1 protein-coding gene and 1 tRNA gene are annotated in these 998 nt (G+C 44.8%); one reads left to right on the forward strand and one right to left on the reverse strand.

Annotated features, from left to right (window positions below):
• The coding region (locus FRY97_RS21925) for a tetratricopeptide repeat protein (RefSeq protein WP_147169761.1) at positions 1-522 on the forward strand (522 nt) is incomplete at its 5' end.
• Positions 523-798: 276 nt separating this feature from the next.
• Here the strand turns inward: FRY97_RS21925 and FRY97_RS21930 are convergent.
• Positions 799-885: transfer RNA gene (locus tag FRY97_RS21930), tRNA-Leu, on the reverse strand.
• Between the last annotated feature and the right edge of the window lie 113 nt (positions 886-998).

Genomic DNA, 998 nt, shown 5'->3' on the forward strand with positions numbered 1-998 from the left:
GGAGAAACGTACCGTCAGTTGGGCAAATACGAAGCGGCGCTGTCGGATTTCAACCGATTAATTGAACTTGACCCGGAATACAAATGGGCATTGTTGAATCAAGGAGAAATCTACTTGGAAATGGACGCAGTTAAAGAAGCAAAGCTTTCTTTCCAAGAAGCCTCACGGATAGATGATAAAGATGACTGGTGGCATTATTTGCTACATCTATGCAGTATAAAGCTCGAAGAAGAAAGCGAGGATCATTTAAACCAAGCAATAGATTTAAGTAAAGCAAGTCTGGAGAAAGATGAGAGCGACCACCGGATTCGTTTTAATTTAGCGCTTTATCAGCTTGTGAAGGGCAGCTATGATACTGCTCAGAAAGTCGTCGGGGAAGCTTTAGAAAAGGGCGCTAATCATAATGATTTGAATGGCTTTTTAGAGGACTTACAATTCTTCTTGAAGCTCTTCCCGGATACCAAATCAGCTCAGCAAATGCTTGCATGGGTGGAGGAGAAAAAAAGTAGCTTGGCTGATTAGTTTATTATTCATAGGCTCGTTTATCTCCTGTCATCGAGACCGTCTTCAAAGCCTCCGCAAATTCCAGCATTTCTGCCTCTGTTGAGGCAAAAAAACCAGTAGAGCTTCGTTCCCGGACTTTGGTAGCCATAAATTCGTACAATATAGTTCGCTTAGCCCATTTAGCTGGTTTTCTTTGGAACGGGTACGGTTTTCGCGTGCAAGCATGCGGTCGATCAAAGGCCAGAGGTAAAACAAAAAAAGCCCCAAGACAAAAGTCTTGAGGCTTTGGGTAATTGGTGCCCACGAGAGGACTCGAACCTCCACGTCCGTAAGGACACATGAACCTGAATCATGCACGTCTACCAATTCCGCCACGTGGGCTTGTAAATTGTGGCTAATCTAGCGCTGTACGCTTTTGTACAGTTAAGATGTCTAGTACCGAAGGCGGGGCTTCCCGCAGGCTGAGCTTTTCCAGCATGTTGCGGGATAAACTT

It is taken from the genome of Phaeodactylibacter luteus (assembly GCF_007993045.1).
In the GTDB taxonomy this organism is placed as follows: Bacteria; Bacteroidota; Bacteroidia; order Chitinophagales; family Saprospiraceae; genus Phaeodactylibacter; species Phaeodactylibacter luteus.